16 protein-coding genes, 1 tRNA gene and 1 pseudogene are annotated in these 16,941 nt (G+C 63.6%); 7 read left to right on the top strand and 11 right to left on the bottom strand.

All coding sequences use genetic code 11. From position 1 onward, the window contains the following. Positions 1–56 precede the first annotated feature (56 nt). The 7 genes and pseudogenes from coaE to NCT05_RS14645 form a co-directional block, all read right to left on the bottom strand. Positions 57–662, bottom strand: coding sequence for a dephospho-CoA kinase (gene coaE / locus NCT05_RS14675; RefSeq protein ID WP_175982748.1), 606 nt, complete (start codon positions 660–662; stop codon positions 57–59). 21 nt (positions 663–683) lie between these two features. After that, a complete protein-coding gene (locus NCT05_RS14670; protein ID WP_250502638.1) occupies positions 684–1,607 on the bottom strand; it encodes a prepilin peptidase in 924 nt (307 codons plus the stop codon). A gap of 31 nt (positions 1,608–1,638) precedes the next feature. Next, entirely contained in the window at positions 1,639–2,844 is a 1,206-nt protein-coding gene (locus NCT05_RS14665) for a type II secretion system F family protein (RefSeq protein ID WP_250502637.1), read from the bottom strand. Then, positions 2,841–4,009: pseudogene (locus NCT05_RS14660) on the bottom strand (GspE/PulE family protein). The gene NCT05_RS14665 and the pseudogene NCT05_RS14660 overlap by 4 nt, the downstream one beginning before the upstream one ends. A gap of 71 nt (positions 4,010–4,080) precedes the next feature. Continuing rightward, positions 4,081–5,370 (bottom strand): HlyC/CorC family transporter, encoded by a 1,290-nt coding sequence (locus NCT05_RS14655; protein WP_034471461.1) that lies wholly within the window; start codon positions 5,368–5,370, stop codon positions 4,081–4,083. 143 nt (positions 5,371–5,513) lie between these two features. Beyond that, positions 5,514–5,590: transfer RNA gene (locus NCT05_RS14650), tRNA-Pro, on the bottom strand. Positions 5,591–5,630: 40 nt separating this feature from the next. Beyond that, positions 5,631–6,623, bottom strand: a complete 993-nt coding sequence (locus tag NCT05_RS14645) for a polyprenyl synthetase family protein (RefSeq protein ID WP_008342955.1) — start codon at positions 6,621–6,623, stop codon at positions 5,631–5,633. A gap of 257 nt (positions 6,624–6,880) precedes the next feature. Between NCT05_RS14645 and rplU the strand changes: the two genes are divergently transcribed. From rplU to proB, 4 genes are all read left to right on the top strand, one after another. After that, positions 6,881–7,192 (top strand): 50S ribosomal protein L21, encoded by a 312-nt coding sequence (rplU, locus tag NCT05_RS14640; RefSeq protein WP_008342953.1) that lies wholly within the window; start codon positions 6,881–6,883, stop codon positions 7,190–7,192. Positions 7,193–7,217: 25 nt separating this feature from the next. Then, entirely contained in the window at positions 7,218–7,478 is a 261-nt protein-coding gene (rpmA, locus tag NCT05_RS14635) for a 50S ribosomal protein L27 (protein ID WP_008342952.1), read from the top strand. Positions 7,479–7,624: 146 nt separating this feature from the next. After that, a complete protein-coding gene (gene cgtA, locus NCT05_RS14630; protein WP_008342949.1) occupies positions 7,625–8,710 on the top strand; it encodes an Obg family GTPase CgtA in 1,086 nt (361 codons plus the stop codon). A gap of 25 nt (positions 8,711–8,735) precedes the next feature. Then, positions 8,736–9,854 (top strand): glutamate 5-kinase, encoded by a 1,119-nt coding sequence (proB, locus tag NCT05_RS14625; RefSeq protein ID WP_008342948.1) that lies wholly within the window; start codon positions 8,736–8,738, stop codon positions 9,852–9,854. 61 nt (positions 9,855–9,915) lie between these two features. Here the strand turns inward: proB and NCT05_RS14620 are convergent, their stop codons facing one another. Together NCT05_RS14620 and NCT05_RS14615 are read right to left on the bottom strand one after the other, a co-directional pair. Further along, positions 9,916–10,479: a CNP1-like family protein gene (locus tag NCT05_RS14620; RefSeq protein WP_033537265.1), complete on the bottom strand. Its 564-nt coding sequence runs from the start codon at positions 10,477–10,479 to the stop codon at positions 9,916–9,918. 149 nt (positions 10,480–10,628) lie between these two features. Further along, positions 10,629–11,273 (bottom strand): RNA pyrophosphohydrolase, encoded by a 645-nt coding sequence (locus tag NCT05_RS14615; RefSeq protein WP_008342943.1) that lies wholly within the window; start codon positions 11,271–11,273, stop codon positions 10,629–10,631. Positions 11,274–11,494: 221 nt separating this feature from the next. On the opposite strand from NCT05_RS14615, the gene NCT05_RS14610 reads away from it, so the two are divergent. Together NCT05_RS14610 and NCT05_RS14605 are read left to right on the top strand one after the other, a co-directional pair. Further along, positions 11,495–13,231: a proline--tRNA ligase gene (locus tag NCT05_RS14610; RefSeq protein ID WP_008342941.1), complete on the top strand. Its 1,737-nt coding sequence runs from the start codon at positions 11,495–11,497 to the stop codon at positions 13,229–13,231. Next, positions 13,231–13,830: a MarC family protein gene (locus NCT05_RS14605; RefSeq protein ID WP_008342940.1), complete on the top strand. Its 600-nt coding sequence runs from the start codon at positions 13,231–13,233 to the stop codon at positions 13,828–13,830. Before NCT05_RS14610 ends, NCT05_RS14605 begins: the two co-directional genes overlap by 1 nt. A 45-nt stretch (positions 13,831–13,875) precedes the next feature. Here NCT05_RS14605 and NCT05_RS14600 read toward each other — a convergent pair whose 3' ends face one another. Continuing rightward, positions 13,876–14,427, bottom strand: coding sequence for a hypoxanthine-guanine phosphoribosyltransferase (locus tag NCT05_RS14600; RefSeq protein WP_008342939.1), 552 nt, complete (start codon positions 14,425–14,427; stop codon positions 13,876–13,878). Positions 14,428–14,551: 124 nt separating this feature from the next. Further along, entirely contained in the window at positions 14,552–15,919 is a 1,368-nt protein-coding gene (gene ffh / locus NCT05_RS14595; RefSeq protein ID WP_008342937.1) for a signal recognition particle protein, read from the bottom strand. Between the two features lie 110 nt (positions 15,920–16,029). On the opposite strand from ffh, the gene NCT05_RS14590 reads away from it, so the two are divergent. After that, positions 16,030–16,938, top strand: coding sequence for a cytochrome C assembly family protein (locus tag NCT05_RS14590; protein ID WP_008342934.1), 909 nt, complete (start codon positions 16,030–16,032; stop codon positions 16,936–16,938). The last annotated feature ends 3 nt before the right edge of the window (positions 16,939–16,941 follow it).

The raw sequence follows: 16,941 nt of genomic DNA, 5'->3' as shown, positions 1-16,941 counted from the left end.
GGCGGAAAACGGGGAACTTTTCTACGATTTCGTTAACTCAGGCGATTGCCGTCGCGTCATGCGGACGCAAGCGAAAGATAACGGCCGTGCAGTGTTTCGACTTGCTGCGCGAGCGTGTCGAGCGTGGCGGTTTCATCGTTGAGCACGATGTCGTCGGCAGCCGCGAGACGCGCTTCGCGAGACGCCTGCTTCGCGATGATCGCGAGTACCTGTTCGCGCGTGAAGCCGTTGCGCCGCATGACGCGAGCGATCTGCGTCTCGAGGGGGCAATCCACCACGAGCACGCGCGACACGCGGCTCGCCCATTCACCGGACTCGACGAGCAAGGGCACCACGACGATGTGGTACGCGCCCTGCGCCGCGAACCGCTGGCGTTCCGTCTCGGCGCGAATCAGCGGATGCACGATGCCTTCGAGGCGCGCCTTCGCGGTGTCGTCGGCGAAGACGAGCGCGCGCATCTTCGCGCGATCGAGCGAGCCGTCCGCCGCGATGAATCCGTCGCCGAATTCGCTCGCGATGAGCGGCATCGCGACGCCGCCCGGCGCCGTGATTCGATGCGCGATCAGGTCCGTGTCGATCAGCGGCACGCCGCGCGCTGCGAAGAGATCAGCGACCGTGCTCTTGCCGCTACCGATGCCGCCGGTAAGACCAATGCTGAACATCCGTTGCTCCGTTCGGTTCGATCAACCTAACAATGCATAAAGCGGCGTGCCGATGAAAAGCGTGATCGCGCCGCCCGCCGCGAGAAACGGTCCGAACGGCAACGGCTCTTCGAAACGCATGCGCTTGCGCCACGTCGCCACGATGCCGAACGCGGCGCCCGCGACGGCCGCGATCAGAAGCACTTGCGCGAGCGCCGACCATCCGAGCCACGCGCCGATCGCGGCGAGCAGCTTGAAGTCGCCGTAGCCCATGCCTTCCACGCCGCGCACGAGCTTGAAGAGCCAGTACACGCACCACAGGAACAGATAGCCTGCGACTGCGCCCGTCACGGCGTCGTGCAGCGTCGCGAATCCGCCTTCGCCGAAATTGACGAGAAGCCCGGCCCAAAGCAAGGGCAGCGTCAGTACATCGGGAAGATAGCGTGTGTCGTAGTCGATGAGCCCTGCCGTCAGCAAGGCCGCGCATAGACCGAACGCGGCCATCGCGGGCCACGTGGGACCGAACGCGTAAAGCGATAGCGCCGCCAGCGCGCCGGTCGCGAGTTCGGTCAGCGGATAGCGCGGGCTCACGCGTGCGCCGCATGCCGAGCAACGTCCGCGCAGGGCCAGATAGCTGATGACGGGAATGTTTTCCCACGCGCGCAGCACGTGCTTGCAATGCGGACACGCGCTGCGCGGCACGGCGAGATTGAAGCGCTCGGGATAGGGATCGGCGGCGGCGAATTTGGTGGCATCGGACGCCTCGGGAATGGCTGCGTCGACTTCCGCGCGCCACGCGCGTTCGAGCATGACGGGCAGACGATGCACGACGACAGTAAGAAAACTGCCGATCACGAGGCCGAACACGATGGCGAACCCGTACTGCACGGCCACGGGCAGCGCCGCGAACGCCGCCAGATAGCGGCTCGCGAAATGCGCGGCGGTCGGATCGAACGAAGGCTGCATGATGGACGAACGGTTGCTTTGGCCCGCGATGCTACACCACGTTGCCGAGCTGAATGACAGGAAGATACATCGCGATGACAAGGCCGCCCACGAGCGCGCCCAGCACCGCGATGACGATCGGCTCGCAAAGACTCGCGAAGCCGCCGATGCGCTCGTCCACCTGACGGTCGGCGAGCGTGGCTAGATCGAGAAGCATCGCATCGAGCGAGCCTGATTCTTCGGCGACCGCGATCGGCTGCACGACGTCCTGCGGAAAGCATCCGACGGCGCGCATTGCGGACGCGAGACGCTCGCCGTTGTGCAGGCGCGCGGCGATGTCGACGGTGGCGCGGTCGAACACGCGGTTTCCTGTGGCATGCGTGAGTGAGTTGAACGCATCCGACAGCGGCGTGCCCGCCGAGAGCAGCGTGCCGAGCGCGCGGCTCCATCGCGCGACCGCGAGCGAGCGCAGCAGCTTGCCTGCAAGCGGCAGGCGCAGCGCGGCGTCATCGGCGGCGGCGCGTGCATCGGGCGAACGCTTCATCCAATTCCATCCGATGAATACCGCAGATGCGGCTGCAATCCCGAACGGCACGCCGACATTCGCGACGCCGTCCGAAAGCGCGAGCACGAAACGCGTCGGCGCGGGCAGCGCGGCGCCGAAGCCGTCGAAGATCGTCTTGAAGGTCGGCACGACGCCAATCAGCAATCCCGCCGTAATCGCGAGCGAAAGCAGCAGCACCATCACGGGATAGGCGAGCGCGGCGCGCAATCTGGCCCGTTGCGACGCCGGCCGCTCGCGGTCGTCGGCGAGGCGGGCGAGCACCGTCGGCAACGCACCCGCGACTTCACCGACCGAAACCAGCTGGCAGTACAGCGTGCCGAACGCAGCCGGATGCCGTGCCAGCGCGCCCGAGAATGGCACGCCGCGCGTGATATCGCGGGCCAGCGCGCGCACGATGCGCGGCATTCCGCTGGCGGACGCGCTGCCGGCGAGCAATTCGAGCGCGCCGACGAGCGGCAGTCCCGCGCGCAGCAGGCCGGCGAGCTGTCGCGTGAAGACGGTCACGTCGGCGGTCCTCGCTTTGGGCGGCGGCGCGGCGTCGAGCGTTTCGAGCAAGGTGACGATCACGCCTTCGCGCCGCAGCGACGCGCGGGCCGCGAGGGCGTCGGCGGCGATGATCTTTCCCCGCATCGGCTGGCCTTCGCTGTCCATGCCGCGCCACGCGAAGCGCAGTTCGAGCGCGTCGTTCATCATTCGATCTCCGTCGCGTCGACTGCTTCGGCGACGCTCGTTACGCCTTCGCGCACGCGCGCGAACGCCGCATCGCGCAACGCGGGCATGCCTTGCGCCTGCGCCGCGCGCGCGATCGCATGCGTCGCGGCGCGCGAGACGATCAACTCGCGCAGTTCATCCGATACCGGCATCACCTGGTGCACGCCGACGCGCCCGCGATAACCGACGCCATGACACGCCGGACAGCCGCGCGGCTCGAACGGATGAAACCCGTCCGCGAGCGCCAACGCCGACGGCGCGCGGCAGAACTCGCACAGCTTGCGCACGAGCCGTTGCGCGGTGACGAGCTTGAGCGCCGACGCGAGGTTGTAAGGCGCGACGCCGATATCGATGAGACGCGCGATCGCGGCGGGCGCATCGTTCGTGTGCAAGGTCGAGAGCACGAGATGGCCCGTTTGCGCAGCCTTCACCGCGACGTCCGCCGTTTCCGCGTCGCGTATTTCGCCGACCATGATGACATCCGGATCCTGACGCATGAACGCGCGCAGCGCCACGGCGAAGGTCAGTCCCGCCTTTTCGCGCACGCTCACCTGATTGATGCCCGCAAGTCGAATTTCGACAGGATCCTCGACCGAGCACACGTTGCGGGCTTCCGCGTTGAGCATCTGGAGGAAGCAGTAGAGCGATACGGTCTTGCCGCTGCCGGTCGGGCCGTTCACGAGGACGAGACCGTGCGGTGCCCGAATCGCCGATTCGACCGCGCGGCCTTGCGCGTCGTCGAGACCGAGCGAGGCGAGCGAAAGGTCGGGCGGCAGCGCTTCGAGCCGCCGCAGCACGAGTTTTTCGCAAAGAGCGTCGGCAGCGAATTGACGCGATAGTCGCCGATCCGCCCGCCCGGCAGATTCAGGCGCAGCCGGCCGTCCTGCGGCACGCGCCGCTCGGCGATGTCCATGCGCGCCAGCACCTTGATCCGCGTGACGAACGCATCGCGCAAATGGGGCGGCGGGCGCTTCAATACGTGCAACGCGCCATCGACGCGCAGCCGGATGCGCCATGCGTGCTCGGACGGTTCGACATGGATATCGGACGCGCCGCGCTCGGCGGCTTCGCGCAAGGTGTCGGTGAGCAGCGAGACGGCGGGCCTCTCGTGGTCGGATGGCGTTTCGCGGAAGGAAGGGGAAATCATGGCGTCGGCGGTCGAGTCGAGATGATCCGATGATCCCCTCCTCGGCCGCCGGCGCACAGTCGTCCGAATGGCTAACGCAGCGCGTGTCGCGTGCCTTCGGGCGGGCGGAAAATCTTGACGGTTCGGATCGCCTGATCGTCGCTGCGCATGACTTCGAAGGTCACGCCCGCGATCTGCACCGAAACGTCGCCGTCGGGGATGTCTTCGAGCGTTTCGAGGATCAGGCCGTTGAGCGTTTTCGGGCCGTCCGTCGGCAGCGACAGATGCAGCCAGCGGTTCAGTTCGCGCAACGGCATGCTGCCCGCCACGATGCACTCGCCGCTCTCGTCCCAGCCGCCGCGCGAGCCGGCGCCGCGCGGAATCGTCGTCGTGAATTCGCCGATCAGCTCTTCGATGATGTCCTCCGGCGTGACGAGGCCCTGCAATTCGCCGTACTCGTCGACCACGATCGCGATACGGTGGCCGCTTTCCTGGAAGTACTGCAATTGCTGGAAGACAGGCGTGCCCGCGGGCACGAAATACGGTTCGGTGAGCAGTTCGCGCAGTGTGTCGCGCTCGAGTTCCTGGTTGTGCAGTGCCGAGAGCGTCTTGCGCACATGCAGAATGCCGAGCACGCGATCGATGTCGCCCTGAAAGACGACCAGCTTGTTGTGGTAGCACGTCTCGAGCTGGTGCAGGATCTGTTCGAAGGGCGCGTCGAAGTCGAGCGCTTCGATGCGCCGGCGCGGGATCATCACGTCATCGACGGTGATGTTCTCCAGATCGAACAGATTGAGCAGGATGCTGCGGTGCTTGGTCGGCATGAAGCTGCCCGTTTCCAGCACGATGGTGCGCAACTCTTCGGGCGAGATCCGCTGATCGCGCTTGCCCTTCGTGTTGATGTGCAGTGCGGCGAGAATCGCGTTGGCGAACAGATTGACGAACCAGATGAGTGGCCGCGCGACGCGCATGAGCGGCGCGAGCACGAGGCTCGCCGGCAGCGCCACTTTCTCGGGATACGTCGCGCCGACGATCTTCGGCGCGATTTCCGCGAACACGATGATCAGGAATGCAATGACGCCCGTCGTGATCGACAGGACGAGGTTGTTATGGCCGAAGGTGCGCAGCGCGATGGATGTCGTGAGCACCGGGATGATCGTGTTGATCAGGTTGTTGCCGATCAGGATGACCGAGAGAAGCTGATCGGTCTTCGCGAGCAGGCCTTGCGTCGTGCGGGCGCGTAACGATCCTTGGCTCGCCAGATATTTCAGGCGATGGCGATTGAGCGCCATCATCGACGTTTCGGAGATCGAGAAAAAGCCGGAAAGGAAGAGAAGCAGAAAAATGGCGCAAATTTGCGCCCATAAGGGAAGGTTGTCCACGCGGTGATCGAGTAGGGGCGGAGATGGGAGGCAATATAGCAGACGGGCCGGCAAGCTCGCCCTCGGCCTTTCGGCCAGCGTACGCGGTTTTGCCGCCGGAAATAAAAAACCCGCATGGCGAACCATGCGGGTTTTTGCAATTCTGGTCGGGGTGAGAGGATTCGAACCTCCGGCCTCTACGTCCCGAACGTAGCGCTCTACCAGGCTAAGCTACACCCCGAATTTGACCAACTTGGACTCTTGCGCTGCTTCAGTCTCGTTCAAGACTGCCGTGACGTCGAGTAAGAACATAATTCTAGCAGGCTATCTTTGTAGATGGAAGAGGGAAATGAAGAAATCGCATTTGCCGCTGCCTGAGCTTCCTTGCGCGCGCATTCCAGCGTGTGATCGAGCGCGCCGGACGTCGTGATTGCGTGGAAGATCGTGTCGAAGCGATCCGTGCCGCCTTGCTCGATCGCCTCGCGTGCGAGGGCCGCCTGGTCCGGCGTGCCGTGCTCCATCAAATAAATGAGCGGCAGGGTGGGCTTGCCTTCGCGCAGGTCGTCGCCGGCGTTCTTGCCCATCGATTCGGGCGTGCCGGTGTAGTCGAGCCAGTCGTCCATGATCTGGAACGCCGTGCCGATGCGCCGGCCGAACTCCGCCGCCGCCGCTTCGGTCCGCGCATCCGCACCCGAAAGCACCGCGCCGAGCTGCGCCGCCGCTTCGAACAGCTTCGCCGTCTTGTAGCGGATCACCTGCATGTAGCGTGCTTCGTCCACGTCCGGATCGTGCATGTTGAGCAGTTGCAGCACTTCGCCTTCGGAAATGATGTTGGTCGCGACGGACAGGATTTCCATCACGCGCATCTTGCCGACGCTCACCATCATCTCGAACGAGCGCGAATACAGGAAGTCGCCGACCAGCACGCTCGCCGCATTGCCGAACAGCGCGTTCGCGGTCTTGCGGCCGCGGCGCAAATCCGATTCGTCGACGACGTCGTCGTGCAGCAGCGTCGCCGTGTGGATGAACTCAACCACCGCCGCCAATTCGTGACGATGCCCGGTCGTGTCGCCCAGCGCGCCCGAGACGAGGAGCAGCAGCGCCGGCCGCAGCCGCTTGCCGCCCGCGCCGATGATGTACTCCGAAATCTGGTTGATCAGCATCACTTCTGATGCCAGGCGCTGCCGGATGACGCGATTGACCTGCTGCATGTCCTCGGCGATCGGGGCGAGCAGCGCGGCGGCGTTGGGAGAGGAAGTGGCGGTGGACGACATGATCGGCAAAAAGGGTAATCCGGCGGATTATAAGGCGAATCCGACAGACGCCGGGTGGTCCCGCGTTCCGGCTCGCGCAATGTCGGCGAATTTCGGCTGCGATTCGCTTCGTTTTCGCCGAGGTTCGGAGCCGGATCGCGCGTTGCGCCGCCCGCGCGGGCATCGTCACGGCGCTTTGACGTCGAGCGTAACTCTATGTATAATCGCGTGTTTTCCCCGCGTGGTGCGTGGAAAAAGAATTCTGAGTGAGGTTCTCAATGTACGCGGTCATAAAAACCGGCGGCAAGCAGTACAAAGTTGCCGTTGGCGAAAAACTTAAAGTAGAACAGATACCGGCAGACATTGACGCTGAAATCACGCTCGACCAGGTTCTCGCAGTAGGCGAAGGCGAATCGATTCAGTTCGGTACGCCGCTGGTCAGTGGGGCTTCCGTCAAGGCTACCGTCGTGTCCCAAGGTCGTCACAAGAAAGTGACCATCTTCAAGATGCGCCGCCGGAAGCACTACCAAAAGCACGCTGGCCATCGCCAGAACTACACCGAACTGCGCATCGACGCGATCAACGCGTAAGCGCATCGGTTAAGGAGCTAAGCAAATGGCACACAAAAAAGCAGGCGGGTCTTCCCGCAACGGCCGCGACTCCGAGAGCAAACGCCTCGGCGTGAAGGTGTACGGCGGCCAGGCAATCAACGCAGGCGGCATCATCGTTCGCCAGCGCGGCACGCGCATGCACCCGGGTGAGAATGTCGGCATCGGCAAGGATCACACGCTGTTCGCGCTGGCCGACGGTCACGTCAAGTTCGTGACCAAGGGCGCTGCGAAGAAGCACACGGTCGTCGTCGTCCCGGCAGCGTAAGTTTTACGCACGGGCTTCAGGACCGAAGAAATGGCCCCGCGAAGTTCGCGGGGCCATTTTTATTTGGTGCGGTCAAAAATTGGTTATGAGTGACCGGCCAGGTCGGTCACGGCAAAATAGAGCGAATACACGGGACGGAGCAACGCATGAAGTTCATTGACGAAGCGAGGATCGAAGTCATCGCCGGCGACGGAGGAGATGGCAGCGCGTCGATGCGCCGCGAAAAGTTCGTCCCGTTCGGCGGACCGGACGGCGGCGACGGCGGGCGCGGCGGCAGCGTCTACGCGGTCGGCGACCGCAACATCAACACGCTGATCGACTACCGGTTCTCCAAGAAGCATCAGGCGCGCAACGGCGAAAACGGCCGCGGCGCGGATTGCTACGGCAAGGGCGGCGACGACATCACGCTGCGCATGCCGGTCGGCACGATCATTTCGGATCAGGAAACGGGCGAGATCATCGCCGATCTGACCGAGCACAATCAGCAGGTCTTGATCGCGAAGGGCGGTGCGGGCGGCCTCGGCAACCTGCATTTCAAGTCGAGCACGAACCGCGCGCCGCGTCAGAAAACCGACGGCAAGCCGGGCGAGCGCCGCATGCTCAAACTCGAGCTGAAAGTGCTCGCGGATGTCGGTCTGCTCGGCATGCCGAACGCGGGCAAGTCCACTTTCATCTCGTCGGTGTCGAACGCGCGGCCGAAGATCGCGGATTATCCGTTCACGACGCTCGCGCCGAATCTCGGCGTAGTGCGCGTCGGGCCGAGCAAGAGCTTCGTGATCGCGGACATTCCGGGTCTCATCGAAGGCGCGGCGGAAGGCGCGGGCCTCGGGCATCGTTTCCTGCGGCACTTGCAGCGCACGGGCGTGCTGCTGCATCTCGTCGACATGGCCCCGTTCGATGAAAACGTCGATCCGGTCGCGGAAGCGAAGGCGATCGTCAACGAACTGCGCAAGTACGACGAGCAGCTTTACGAGAAGCCGCGTTGGCTCGTGCTGAACAAGCTCGACATGGTGCCGGAAGACGAACGCGAGGCGCGCATCGCCGATTTCGTCGAGCGCTTCGAATGGGACGGTCCGGTCTACGAGATTTCGGCGTTGACCGGTCAGGGCTGCGAGGCGCTCACCTACGCGATCTACGATTACATCTCGCAGCATTCGGACGCATCGCGCGCGGCTGAAGCGGAAGATCTCGCCGCCGACGTGCGCTTCCGCGACGACGAAACGAAGGAATAAAGCAACCACGAGGAGAAAGCGCACGATGCGTTCGGTCATCGCCGCTGCGAAGCGAATCGTAGTGAAAGTAGGGTCGAGCCTCGTCACCAATGACGGTCGCGGGCTCGATCATGCGGCAATCTCGCGCTGGGCGTCGCAGATCGCGGCGCTGCGCGAACAGGGCAAGGAAGTCGTGCTCGTGAGTTCGGGCGCGATCGCGGAAGGCATTCACCGGCTCGGCTGGACAAAGCGACCGCGCGAAATCGACGAACTGCAGGCGGCGGCCGCGGTCGGCCAGATGGGTCTCGCGCAAGTCTACGAAAGCAGCTTCGGCGCGCACGGCATCCGCACCGCGCAGATTCTGCTCACGCACGCCGATCTCGCCGATCGCGAACGCTATCTGAACGCGCGCTCGACGCTGCTCACGCTGCTGCGCCTGGGCGCCGTGCCGATCATCAACGAGAACGACACCGTCATCACCGACGAAATCAAGTTCGGCGACAACGACACGCTCGGCGCGCTCGTCGCGAATCTGATCGAAGGCGATGCGCTCGTCATTCTCACCGATCAGCGTGGCCTCTTCACCGCCGATCCGCGCAAGGACCCGAACGCGACGCTCGTCGAGCAAGCCGACGCCGGCACGCCCGAACTCGAGCAGATGGCGGGCGGCGCGGGTTCGAGCCTAGGACGCGGCGGCATGCTGACCAAGATTCTCGCGGCGAAGCGTGCCGCGCACAGCGGCGCGAACACGGTCATCGCGAGCGGCCGCGAAGCCGATGTGCTCACGCGCCTCGCATCGGGCGAGATGATCGGCACGCAACTCATCGCGCGCACCGCACGCATGGCGGCGCGCAAGCAGTGGATGGCGGATCACTTGCAGGTGCGCGGGCATGTCGTCATCGACAAGGGCGCGGTCAACAAGCTCACCGCCGACGGCAAGAGCCTTTTGCCGATCGGCGTCATCGACGTGAAAGGCGCCTTCGATCGCGGCGAAGTAATCGCGTGCGTCGACGATCAAGGGCAGGAAGTCGCGCGCGGCATCACGAACTACAGCAGTTCGGAGGCGCGGCTGATTCATCGCCGGCCGAGCGGCGAGATCGAATCGGTGCTCGGCTACATGCTGGAGCCGGAACTGATCCATCGCGACAATCTCGTGCTCGTCTGAAACGAAAACGCCCGCTGAATCAGCGGGCGTTTTCACATCGTCACGCCGACGCGCGGCGCAATCAGCGCAGATTGATCACGCTTTGCGTGCGCTTGTATTCCATGTTGTTGACGATCTGTTTCGCGGTGCCGACGGGCAGCTTGCTCGTGCAGAAATAATCCTGATAGAGCGCCGCCTGATACGCGTTCAGCTCGCCGTTTTCGATGCGCTTGAAGTCGAATGCGGAACCTTGATCCCAGCCGTTCTGATCGTCGTTGATGCTCGCGTAGCGACGCCATTCGTAGGTGTCGCAACGAATGCCTTCATAGTTGACGTTGCGCGCGCCCGCCGGACTCGTCGCGACGATCACGTAACGAATGACGCCATCCTTGCCGACCGTGAGCGTGGTCTTGTCGACGGCGAACGTGAGCGGCGTGTTCTGCGACACGTTGAACGCGACCAGATTCGATGCCTGCGGCAGCGGTGGCATCGTGTCGATTTTTTCTTCGGTCCAGTTCGGCTTGCGGTCGAGCAGATAGGTGAACACGCCGTCGTCCTGCGTGGACGGCGCCTTGTTGCTGGAACAGCCGGCGAGCACGGCGAGCGCTGCCGCGGATGCCGCGATTACCGCGAGTGAGGCATTCACTTTCAATTGGGTCTTCCCGGAAACATGCGCGCGGGCTTCATGCGCCCGCCCGGCGGAACAAAGCGAGATGGCACGGCGAGAAGTTCGCCGTGCCATCGATCGCAATCGAGTTGAGTGTCAAAGTGCTCGAAGCGTTGCAGTGCCCGGATTCACGATGAGCGCTGCACGATCACATGCACTTCTTCGCTGACCGTGCATTCTGCCTGAACTGCCGCGCCGGAGGCAGTAACGGCAGGAGCTTCGATCGTCATCGTCTGGACGACGCGTGGATAGCGCGGCCCGTGATGCGCGGCTCGCTCGCCGCGTTCACCGCGGGAGTTGGTACGCCGCAGAAAGCGGGACAGCTCGGATAGAGCCATTTGATAAACGTCGCGCTTGAACTCGATGACCGCATCCAGCGGTACCCAATACTCGTTCCAGCGCCAGGCATCGAATTCCGGATGGTCCGTCGCGCGCAGGCAGATGTCGCAATCGCGGCCCACCATGCGCAGCAGAAACCAGATCTGTTTCTGACCGCGATAATGTCCGCGCACCTCGCGCTTGATGAACTTGTCCGGCACCTCATAACGCAGCCAGTCGCGCGTGCGACCGACAACTTTTACATGCTCCGGTAGCAGGCCGGTTTCTTCGTGTAACTCCCGATACATCGCTTGCACAGGGGTCTCACCGTATTTGATGCCCCCTTGCGGAAACTGCCAGGAATGTTCACGCAGCCGCTTGCCCCAAAACACTTCGTTGCGCGCGTTCAAGAGGATGATGCCGACGTTCGGGCGAAAGCCTTCACGATCCAGCATACAGCCACCTTCAAATCCTTTAAAATTGCTTTGATTATAAACAGTTATTGGCCTCGACGCACTGGCACGAACCCCAATTCGGGGCATCCGTGTGAATGTCTTTGCCAGAGCATCCGGCAGGCGGCAAAATCTTCTTTTCTCGCCGGTCGTTCCGTCGTTCACCTTGATCCGCCTGCTTCGGCGCTGTCCGCTCCGAAGCGCGCCGCATTTGGAAAATTTGAATGAAAGCATCCCGTTTCTTCATCGGCACCCTGAAGGAAGCTCCCGCCGACGCCGAGATCGTCAGCCACAAGCTGATGATGCGTGCAGGCATGATCCGCCGCGTCGCGGGCGGCATCTACGATTACATGCCCATCGGTCTGCGCTCGGTGCGCAAGGTCGAGGCCATCGTGCGTGAAGAGATGAACCGCGCGGGCGCGCTCGAATTGCTGATGCCCGCCGTGCAGCCCGCGGAACTGTGGCAGGAGTCGGGCCGCTGGGAGCAATACGGCCCGGAACTGTTGCGTTTCAAGGATCGCCACGAGCGCGATTTCGTCATGGGCCCGACGCACGAGGAAGTCGTGACGGACATCGCGCGCCGCGAGATCAAGAGCTATCGCCAGTTGCCGGTGAACTTCTATCAGATTCAAACGAAGTTCCGCGACGAAATCCGTCCGCGCTTCGGCGTGATGCGCGGCCGCGAATTCATCATGAAGGACGCCTATTCCTTCGATAAGGACCTCGACGGCCTCGCAGAGTCGTATCGCAAGATGTACGAAGCCTACGTGCGCATCTTCACGCGCATCGGGCTGGAGTTCCGCGCGGTCGCGGCGGACAACGGTTCGATCGGCGGCAGCGGTTCGCACGAATTCCACGTGATCGCCGATACGGGCGAGGATGACATCGCGTATTGCCCGAGCTCGGACTTCGCGGCGAACGTCGAAGCCGCCGATGCGCTGCCGCTCATCGCGCAACGCGCCGCGCCGACCGAAGAACTGAAGAAGACGCCCACGCCCGGCGCCGCGAAGTGCGAGGCGGTCGCGCAGCTTCTGAACATTCCGCTGGAACGCACGATCAAGTCGATCGTTCTCGCGACCGACAACGAAGGCGCCGAACCGACCATCTGGTTGCTGATGCTGCGCGGCGATCACTCGCTCAACGACATCAAGACGGGCAAGCTGCCCGGCCTGAAGGGCTATCGCTTCGCGACGGAAGCCGAGATCGTCGAATGGTTCGGCACGCCGCCGGGCTACCTCGGTCCGCTCAACACGAAGAAGCCGGTGCGCGTGATCGCGGACCGCACGGTCGCGAACATGAGCGACTTCGTCGTCGGCACGAACGAGGTCGATTACCACACGACCGGCGTGAACTGGGGCCGCGATCTGCCCGAGCCGGAAGTCGCGGACATTCGCAATGTCGTCGCGGGCGATCCGTCGCCGGACGGGAAGGGCACGCTCGAAATCTGCCGCGGCATCGAAGTGGGTCACGTGTTCCAGCTCGGCACGAAGTATTCCGATTCGATGGGCGCGACCTTCCTCGACGAAAACGGCAAGCCCGCGCCGATGCAGATGGGCTGCTACGGCATCGGCGTGACGCGCGTGCTGGGCGCGGCAATCGAACAGAATTTCGACGACAAGGGCATTATCTGGCCGGAAGCCATTGCGCCGTTCGAAGTCGTGATCTGCCCGATGGGCTACGACCGCAGCGACGCCGTGCGCGAGCAGGCCGACAAGCTGTACGCGACGCTGCAGCAGGCCGGCATCGACGTGATTCTCGACGATCGCGGCGAGCGTCCGGGTGTGATGTTCGCGGACTGGGAATTGATCGGCGTGCCGCATCGCATCGTGATCGGCGATCGCGGGCTGAAGGAAGGCAAGCTGGAATATCAGGGCCGCCGCGACGCGGAAGCCACGCTGCTGCCGGTCGATGAAGCCGCCGATGTCGTCGTCGGGAAAGTGCGGGCCGCGCTCGCGAAGTAATGCAGTACAACTTCCTGTCGGCGACGATCCTGCTGCTGCTGATCACCGATCCGCTCGGCAATATCCCGATCTTCATCAACGCGCTGCGCGGCGTCGCCAAAGAGCGGCGCCGCGTGGTCGTGCTGCGCGAAGTGGCGATCGCGTTCGTCATTCTGCTGGTGTTCATGCTGGCGGGCGATCGCTTCCTGCGCGCGATGAACCTCACCGATGTCTCGTTGCGCATCGCGGGCGGCATCGTGCTGTTTCTGATCGCGCTGCGCATGATCTTTCCGCATCCGGACGGCGCGATGGGCGGCGATTCGCGCGGCGGCGAGCCGCTGATCGTGCCGCTCGCGATTCCGGCGCTGGCGGGGCCATCGGCGCTCGCGACGGTGATGCTGCTGACGTCGCAGGCGCCCGGCAAAATGTTCGAATGGATCGGCGCGCTCACGGTGACGATGATCGTCTGCGCGATCGTGCTGATTCTCGCCGAGAAGATTCAGCAATGGCTCGGCGAGCGCGTGGTGACGGCTTTCGAGCGTTTGATGGGGCTTGTCCTTGTCGCGATTTCCGTCGAGATGATGCTCACGGGCATACGCACTTTCGTGCATCAGCTATGAAAAAAGCGGCCCGCGGGCCGCTTTTCTTTTGGATACGGGCGGGGATCACGCCCCTTCCGTCAACGCCCGGATCGTCGGCAGATTACGCCAGTAACCCTTCGCGTCCATCCCGCAGCCGAACACGTAACGATCCGGCACTTCGAATCCGCAAAAATCCGGACGCAGCGGCTTCGCCTTCGGGATGATCTTCTCGCACAGCACCGCGGACAGAAACGTCTTCGCGCCCATCGCCATGATGCGATCGCGGATCGCGGCCATCGTTTCGCCTTCGTCGAGAATATCGTCGAGCACGAGCACCACGCGATCCTTCACCGATTCCGCCGGCGCCACGCGCCACTGCATCTCGCTGCCGCCCTTGATGGCGTTGCGATACCGCGTCAGGTGGATGTAATCGAACTCGAGCGGGAAGTCGAGATGCGGCAGCAGCATGCCGGTGAACACGGCCGCGCCCCCCATGACCGAGAGCACGAGCGGGAAGTCGTCTTTCGTCGCAGCCTTGATGGCCGTGGCCATCTTGCCGATCGATGCGTTGACTTCGTCAGCCGTCACGATCTCTTCGGAGTGGCTGAAAATATGGAGGGCTTCTTCGCGATTCATAAGGGGAAGCGGGAAAGGCTGACTTCTAAGTGTGGAAAAAAACGGCGGCGTGCGCCATATGATAAACCCGCGTTTCTTTCGAGTCGGACGCCCGAAGAGAACGCGGGTTCAATAAAAGTGCGGGTCAGCGCATGCCGGGCAGCATGCCCTTCATGCCGCGCATCATCTTTTGCAGGTTGCCGCCTTTCAGCTTCTTCATCATGCCGCGCATCTGCTCGTACTGGTTGAGCATGCGGTTTACCTCCTGAACGTGCACGCCCGCGCCCGCGGCGATACGGCGTTTGCGCGCCGCCTTGATGAGCTCCGGCTTCGCGCGTTCCTGCAGCGTCATCGAATTGATGATGCCTTCCATGCGGCGCATCTGCTTTTCCGCGTTGTTCATGTCCGCGCCTTGCGCGGCCTGCTGAAACTGCGCGGGCAGCTTGTCCATGAGCGATGAGAGGCCGCCCATCTTCTTCATTTGCGAGAGCTGCGCCTTGAAGTCGTTCAGATCGAAGTCGCCGCCTTTCTTGACCTTGTCGGCGAGCTTCTGCGCGGCCTGGCTGTCGACGCCGCGTTGCGCTTCCTCGACGAGCGCGAGAATGTCGCCCATGCCGAGAATCCGGTTCGCCATGCGATCCGGATGGAAGACTTCGAGGCCGTCGAGCTTTTCCGCGACGCCGACGAACTTGATCGGCTTGCCGGTGACGTTGCGCACCGAAAGCGCCGCGCCGCCGCGCGAATCGCCGTCGAGCTTGGTGAGCACGACGCCGGTGAGCGGCAGCGCGTCGTTGAACGCCTTCGCGGTGTTGACCGCGTCCTGCCCCAACATGGCGTCGACGACGAAGAGCGTTTCAGCGGGCTTGAGCAGCGCGTGCAGCTCGCTGATTTCCTTCATCATCGCTTCGTCGATACCGAGACGGCCGGCCGTATCGACGATCACCACGTCGTGATAGTGCCGCTTCGCCCAGTCGATCGCCGCGCGCGCGATATCCGCGGGCTTCTGATTCGCTTCCGACGGGAAGAAGTCGGCGCCGACCTGTTCCGTCACCGTCTGCAACTGACGGATAGCGGCGGGGCGATACACGTCGACGGAAACGGTGAGGACCTTCTTCTTGCTCTTTTCGCGCAGCAGCTTGGCGAGCTTGCCGGTCGTGGTGGTTTTGCCCGCACCCTGCAGACCGGCCATCAGGATCACGGCGGGCGGCGCGACCGCCAGATTCAGCTCGGCTGCCTTGCCTTCGTAATCGCCGCCGATCACGGCCGTCAGTTCCTTCTGAACGACGCCGACGAGCGCCTGACCCGGCGACAGGCTCGACAGCACTTCCTCGCCGAGCGCCTTTTCCTTCACCTTCGCGATGAACTCGCGCACGACCGGCAGCGCGACGTCGGCCTCGAGCAGCGCGAGACGCACTTCCCGCAACATCTCTTGCGTGTTGGCCTCAGTGAGCCGGGCTTCGCCGCGCAGCGTCTTGACGACGCGGGCCATCCGTTGAGTCAGGTTATCGAGCATGGGAAACGGTAGTGAATGCGGCCCTTTTTCAGCGCAAAACGACGTAATCGCCCCGCGTTGCCGCGAGGGAGAAAACGTCGTGATTCAAGGGCCTAGTGTAAACTTCGAACATGGATATTGTACTGTATGCCCTCACTGCGCTTCTCTATGGCGGACTCGCCGTAGCGGGCTGGCGCGCGCATCGCCACACGGCCGTGGAGCCGGCGCTGGCCGGCGTGCCTCCGGGCATCGCATCGCCGGCGGCGGCCAAAAAATCGCCGGACATGGGCGGATTGGGCCGCGCTCTATTATTAGTAGCGTTGCTCGTGCACGGCCTCCTGCTGCACACGACCATCTTTCCCCAGAACGCGATGATCTTCGGCTTCGCGTTCGCGCTCTCCGCGATGTTCTGGCTCGGCGCGGGCATCTACTGGATCGAGAGCTTCTTCTTTCCGCTCGACGGCCTGCGCCTGCTCGTATTGCCGCTCGCGTGCATCGCGTCGCTGTTGCCGCTCGTCTTCGGCGGCGTGCGCGTGCTGTCGTATTCCGCCGCGCCGATGTTCAAGCTGCATTTCCTGATCGCGAACATCGCGTACGGACTCTTCGCGATCGCCGCGCTGCACGCCGTGCTCATGCTGATGCTCGAACGCCGCCTGCAGCGCATGCGCGGCCTCGCGACGCGTCATACCGGCAATGGCTGGCTCGCGAGCTGGCTCGACACGCTGCCGCCGCTTCTGACTCTTGAAAAGCTGCTGTTCCGCCTGATCGCGGCGGGCTTCGTGCTGCTCACGCTCACGCTCGTGTCGGGCATCGCGTTCAACGAGCAACTGGTCGATCGCGCGCTGCGCTTCGATCACAAGACTGTGTTCGCGTTCGTCTCCTGGCTGATGTTCGGCGCATTGCTCACCGCGCGCCGCCTCTCCGGATGGCGCGGACGCGCCGCGTTGCGCTGGGTGCTGGCGTCGTTCGCCGCGCTGCTGCTCGCGTACGTCGGCAGCCGCTTCGTGTTCGAAGTGCTGCTGCATCGCGCGGTCGTCTGAGCG

Source organism: Caballeronia sp. AZ7_KS35, assembly GCF_023631045.1.
GTDB classification, from domain to species: Bacteria; Pseudomonadota; Gammaproteobacteria; order Burkholderiales; family Burkholderiaceae; genus Caballeronia; species Caballeronia zhejiangensis.
Note: the sequence above shows the minus strand (reverse complement) of the source record. Positions and strands in the feature narration are given on the sequence as shown.

What these genes read in the sequence shown, in the direction of transcription:
- NCT05_RS14600 (WP_008342939.1), bottom strand. Translation starts at nt 14,427, where the DNA reads ATGAATCGCGAAGAAGCCCTCCATATTTTCAGCCACTCCGAAGAGATC.
- NCT05_RS14670 (WP_250502638.1), bottom strand. Translation starts at nt 1,607, where the DNA reads ATGCAGCCTTCGTTCGATCCGACCGCCGCGCATTTCGCGAGCCGCTAT.
- proB (WP_008342948.1), top strand. Translation starts at nt 8,736, where the DNA reads ATGCGTTCGGTCATCGCCGCTGCGAAGCGAATCGTAGTGAAAGTAGGG.
- ffh (WP_008342937.1), bottom strand. Translation starts at nt 15,919, where the DNA reads ATGCTCGATAACCTGACTCAACGGATGGCCCGCGTCGTCAAGACGCTG.
- NCT05_RS14590 (WP_008342934.1), top strand. Translation starts at nt 16,030, where the DNA reads ATGGATATTGTACTGTATGCCCTCACTGCGCTTCTCTATGGCGGACTC.
- NCT05_RS14665 (WP_250502637.1), bottom strand. Translation starts at nt 2,844, where the DNA reads ATGATGAACGACGCGCTCGAACTGCGCTTCGCGTGGCGCGGCATGGAC.
- NCT05_RS14645 (WP_008342955.1), bottom strand. Translation starts at nt 6,623, where the DNA reads ATGTCGTCCACCGCCACTTCCTCTCCCAACGCCGCCGCGCTGCTCGCC.
- cgtA (WP_008342949.1), top strand. Translation starts at nt 7,625, where the DNA reads ATGAAGTTCATTGACGAAGCGAGGATCGAAGTCATCGCCGGCGACGGA.
- rpmA (WP_008342952.1), top strand. Translation starts at nt 7,218, where the DNA reads ATGGCACACAAAAAAGCAGGCGGGTCTTCCCGCAACGGCCGCGACTCC.
- NCT05_RS14605 (WP_008342940.1), top strand. Translation starts at nt 13,231, where the DNA reads ATGCAGTACAACTTCCTGTCGGCGACGATCCTGCTGCTGCTGATCACC.
- NCT05_RS14615 (WP_008342943.1), bottom strand. Translation starts at nt 11,273, where the DNA reads ATGCTGGATCGTGAAGGCTTTCGCCCGAACGTCGGCATCATCCTCTTG.
- NCT05_RS14610 (WP_008342941.1), top strand. Translation starts at nt 11,495, where the DNA reads ATGAAAGCATCCCGTTTCTTCATCGGCACCCTGAAGGAAGCTCCCGCC.
- coaE (WP_175982748.1), bottom strand. Translation starts at nt 662, where the DNA reads ATGTTCAGCATTGGTCTTACCGGCGGCATCGGTAGCGGCAAGAGCACG.
- rplU (WP_008342953.1), top strand. Translation starts at nt 6,881, where the DNA reads ATGTACGCGGTCATAAAAACCGGCGGCAAGCAGTACAAAGTTGCCGTT.